Origin of the sequence: Streptomyces sp. NPDC051211 (genome assembly GCF_040689505.1) — a bacterium.
Taxonomy (GTDB): Bacteria; Actinomycetota; Actinomycetes; order Streptomycetales; family Streptomycetaceae; genus Streptomyces.
Map to the genome: position 1 here is coordinate 1 of NZ_JBFBAV010000096.1, position 4,514 is coordinate 4,514.

A 4,514-nucleotide genomic window follows, 5' to 3' on the forward strand; every position below is an offset into this window, starting at 1 on the left:
ACCTGCCGCGGCTTGGGAGCGGTCGGCGTGATCGAAACCCCGTTCTCACGCACCGCCAGTGCACCCAGTACTGAGATGTCCACGCCGTACTCCCCTGTCGGTGGATGAGCCTCCGTCAGTAAAAAACAGGACCAGCGGTTTGTCAATACCAAACCGGTTGTGCCGTTTTCGACCACAGCCGACCCACACACACTCAAGAAGAGGCCCTGACCAGCGAGTTCATCCACGAAGAAGCGGCACGAACACCATCACCGCAGCCCCCACCCGAACGCAACAAAGCCTCAAAACTGCCAAAACGACCGTCAAAAACCATACCTACTGCGCTGTTGTGGAACCGCGGGCGTCCAGCCGGCCGAGCGCCTCCGGCGCCGCGAACCTCGGCAGCAACAACTCCCAGAACGCGGTCACGGCCCCCGGCGACACCCACTGCGGCTCGGCCGCCCCCAGCACCTCGAAGCCCACCGTCGCCGCCACCACGGCATGCGCCGCGACACAGGGCGACACCCCCTCGGCCAGCTGCTTCTCCCGCTCGGCCGCCCGAAAGACCTCCTCGGTCCACAACCGCCACTGCTTCCGCGGATCCGCCACGCTCACCCGCGCCGCATCGGCACACAGCCCGAACCCCGCCCGCACCACCAGGTCCCCGGCCAGCAAGGCCGCCAGATCGTGCGTCGAGTCCACCATCAGCTGCAGCGCCTCGGCATTCCGGTCCGGCCGGCCCGAGGTGATCAGCCGGACCGCCTCCGCGGCACGGCACTCGACCGCCTCGGCGAGCAACGGCTTGCTCCCGAAATGAAAGTGCAGGCCACCGGCACTGACCCCGGCCCGCTTGGCGATGGAAGCGACAGAGGCAGTGACAAAACCCTCCTGGGCGAACGCCTCGGCGGCCGCACGGACGAGCGTTTCACGCGTGCGAGCCGCACGCTCCTGTTTCACCACGGCGTCTCCACAAACCGCAACAACGGTTTGTCCAAGGGGCGGACCTGACCACGCCTCACAAAAACCAACCAGAAGGTCCGTATTTTATCAAGCGGGAAGGAGCCTGTCGATCTCGACAGTCGGAACACCACACGGCCCCGCCACGGCCCCGGTTCGGCCACCGGGGGCCGCGGCAACCGCCGCGGCCCGGCCGACGACAGCGCTCAGCTCCACTCCCCGCCGGCCACCTGCCGGGCGGCGATGTTCACGCGGTTCCACAGGTTCACCGTGGCGATCGACAGGATCAACGCGCCCAGCTGCTGCTCGTCATAGTGCTTCGCAGCCTCGTCGTACACCTCGTCCGGCACCTGGTCCCCACGGTCGTTGATCCGCGTGACCGCCTCCGCCAGCGCCAGCGCCGCCCGCTCCGCATCCGTGAAGTACGGCGCCTCCCGCCACCCCGCAACGGTGTCGATGCGCTCGTCGCTCTGCCCGCCCTCCCGCAGATCCTTGGCATGCATGTGCACACAGACACTGCATCCGTTGATCTGGCTCGCGCGCAGGTGCACCAGGTCCAGCGTGCTCTTCGGCACGCCCGTCGCACGCGTGGCCTTGTCCAGCGCCATCAACGCGGGAAGCGCGTCGGGTACGACGATCGCCGGGTTGCCCATTCGTGCCTGCATGGCTCTACTCCTCAAGTCGCCTCATCGGGGTTCCACCCCCTCTGACGAAACGCAACCCGAGAATGTGACCGCCGGCCCCCAGAAGCCCGCACAGCCCCCACAACAGCAAGGACCCCGGGTCGATACACCCGAGGCCCTCAGCGGCCCCCGGAAACCCCCGGAAGCCATCCCACCCACACGCTCTAACCCACCGCGTGCAACGTCCTCCGCCGCTTCGACTCGGCAGCCTTCTTCGCCGCGGCCTGCGCCGCCCGCTTCTTCCGCTGCTCCGCCAACTGGTCCTGGTACGCCGCCACCGCCCGGTGATAGCTGGCGACGTAACCCCGCGCATCCAGCCGCTCGTCCGCCGGCATCTCGTTCACCGCGGCCACCGCGTCCTCGAACGAGTTGTACCCGGCCAGCATCGGGTTGATCTGGTACACCCCGTTGCGGACCTTCCGGACCAGCTTCGCCAGCTCCAGACTCCGCAGCGCCGCGTTCACGCTCGGCCGGCTCAGATCCAGCAGCCCGCCGACCGTGGCCTGATCGATCAGGATCCGCCCGCCCGGCTCACTCAGCGAACGCAGCTTCAACAGCACCCGGTAGGCCGCCGGCGGGAGGTCGAGGTCGGAGAGAAGCCCGTCGGCGTTGACCGCAGCGAATCGCAAGGTGCTCACTGAGCTGTCCCTTCTTCCGTGCGCTTCGCCCGGCTCAGCCGACGCGCAGCGCGCTCTTTTGCCCGTTCGGCCCGCAGTTCCGCGATGGCCTGACGCATGTGGTCCAGCGACGGGAAGCGCACAAGATCAGGCAGACTCGCATCACCGCGGATCTGCGAGATCGTGCTGTGCTGCTCCACCTTCACGAACTCACCCGTCATCTCCGTACCCGGGATGAACTCGGCTACCCGGTAACTGTAGGGCGGGTTGAACTGATACACACCCCGCCGCACCTTGAAGACGATCCCATGAGACATCACCGTGTGGAGCGCTTCCGAGGTCTTCGTCCGACTGACATCCAGGATGGTAGCCATCTCCTCCTGGGTAAGCGGAATCCGCCCCCCGGCCCGCTGGCAGGCAATCAGCAGCAAGATCAGCCGCAGCGGCAGCGCCTCGCGGAAGTACTGGGCGATCACCAGGAAGAACTCGAGGCTGTCCATCGAGAACGCGTTCGGCTGGCTCTGCGTCCCGTAGAACTCCAGCGGCTTGCGCTCGCCGTCAAGGGTCAGCTTCCGGCTCGGGTACCGCTTCGCCAGGCTGTCCAGATCCTTGACCGGAGCCAGCGGCTGACTCCACGCCGAGATCGCGTCATCAACGGGGAGATCAGGACGCGGCGCACGCGCCGGACCCGGCCGGCGGCGCTGTGGCTCTGATGACACGAGGATGCTCTCCACTTCGTTGATCTGCGTGGAGAGTATGTCAACACGGGTGACACAAGTGTCACCCTCGTTGACGTTCGGCGTGTCTTGTGTCCCCCCAGGAGGGACACATCTCGGCCACCCCCTCCCTCCACCCCCACGCTTCCAACCCAACCCTGCGCACCCCCAGTTCGCCGACACATCCCCCACAAAACGTCAGCGCCTCTGACGTTTTAGCCCTAATTGCGTCAGCCCCACTGACGTTTTGCGCGCGTTGTGTCCCCCCACCAGCGACACATCCTCCGAGATATGTCCCCCCAGGAGGTACATATCTTTCCCCCCGCACCACCCCTGACCTGCGGAAACACATCTCCGCACCCTCTATATAGCCCGCCGCCTTCGCCCGCCCGCCCCAACCCCACCCCGTACCCGCCCCACACCCCCTCACCAACCGCTCCCCAGCCCCCGAACCTCCCTCCCCCTCATCCGGACACTGTGTCCACAACAGCACCGAAACTGACCGATTCCCATCTCTATCCACCAGCAACTTTGAATCACACCTCGAACAACCCTCCACCGAACCTCAACCCGGTTATGTCCGCAGGGCCTTCATCCGCCCAACCATGAAAGGCCTGCCCCCTCCCGAACTCCCCGCCTCTAAGGCCTACAACACACCTAGCCACCAGCTCCCCCGAGGCCCAATACGTCCTGGCCATACTCACCAACCCACCACCCCTAGCCTCGAATATGCAGGCTCCTCTGTGGCTGGGGGTTATTCATCTATGACGTCTCACCCAAAAAACCCGTCCAATTTCTCTTGGCATCCCCCTACTTCATAGCTGTGCCTCCGAATCAAACTCAGTCTCTCGCCTGACGAGTCCCTCTATCTCTGGGATAACGACAGTCCCGACATGCCTTTACTGCTGCCTTTCCCCCATCGGTGATCAGAAGCTCCCCTGACCACGGCGTATGCCCCCAAATCGTTTGGCTATCACACACCTGGGGGTTCCCAAACTCTTCAATTCCGAGGGGAGTCTTGGTTCAACATCGCCGGTACTGCTCTCGTACTAACATCTGCATTCCGCATTTCTGAGTGAATGTCCTGACGGGCTCAGCATTTCAGCACTGGTCGCTGGCCCTCTTGTCCCGCTGTTGCCCACGTCATGATGCTCAGTCACATAACTGATGAGTCACTGGTGATTTGGCCAGGAAATAAAGCGATCTGTTCTGTTGGAGTTCTCAAAGGCCCAAACCTGAACAGAAAATCTCGAAACACCCCTGAGGCTAAGAGAAAGTACTCGCATAGAGCGAAGCAAAAACCACACTGTCCGGAGCGAAGCGGAGGACTTCGCCTCTGCTCTGGAGGGCTTGGCTCCCCCGGAGCGAAGCGGAGGGGGATCACCCTAGAAGGGGCCGGCCGTACCGAGCGAAGCGAGGTGCTCCGCAGCGAAGCGGAGGAGCCCACCCCGTGGAGCGAAGCGGAACAGGGGCACTAGGCCGGAGCGAAGCGGAGGCCGCAGGCTGCGAAGCAGCCTGTACCCCGGAGCGAAGCGGAGGGGTAGCCGGGCAAAGCCCGGCCG

Annotated in this window: 4 protein-coding genes and 1 pseudogene; all 5 read right to left on the bottom strand. The window is 64.6% G+C overall.

Features of this window, described 5'->3' with window-relative positions; translation table 11 throughout:
• Nucleotides 1–227 (bottom strand): annotated as a pseudogene (locus tag AB0447_RS36335) (hypothetical protein); the annotation flags it as partial.
• Between the two features lie 88 nt (nt 228–315).
• Complete coding sequence (locus AB0447_RS36340) at nt 316–939, bottom strand: ScbR family autoregulator-binding transcription factor (RefSeq protein ID WP_366481236.1); 624 nt, start codon at nt 937–939, stop codon at nt 316–318.
• A gap of 203 nt (nt 940–1,142) precedes the next feature.
• The gene (locus AB0447_RS36345) at nt 1,143–1,601 is read right to left on the bottom strand and encodes a carboxymuconolactone decarboxylase family protein (RefSeq protein WP_366481237.1); all 459 of its coding nucleotides are present in this window, start codon (nt 1,599–1,601) and stop codon (nt 1,143–1,145) included.
• Nucleotides 1,602–1,783: 182 nt separating this feature from the next.
• Entirely contained in the window at nt 1,784–2,257 is a 474-nt protein-coding gene (locus AB0447_RS36350) for a MarR family transcriptional regulator (RefSeq protein WP_366481238.1), read from the bottom strand.
• Nucleotides 2,254–2,970: a hypothetical protein gene (locus AB0447_RS36355; RefSeq protein ID WP_366481239.1), complete on the bottom strand. Its 717-nt coding sequence runs from the start codon at nt 2,968–2,970 to the stop codon at nt 2,254–2,256. Before AB0447_RS36355 ends, AB0447_RS36350 begins: the two co-directional genes overlap by 4 nt.
• Between the last annotated feature and the right edge of the window lie 1,544 nt (nt 2,971–4,514).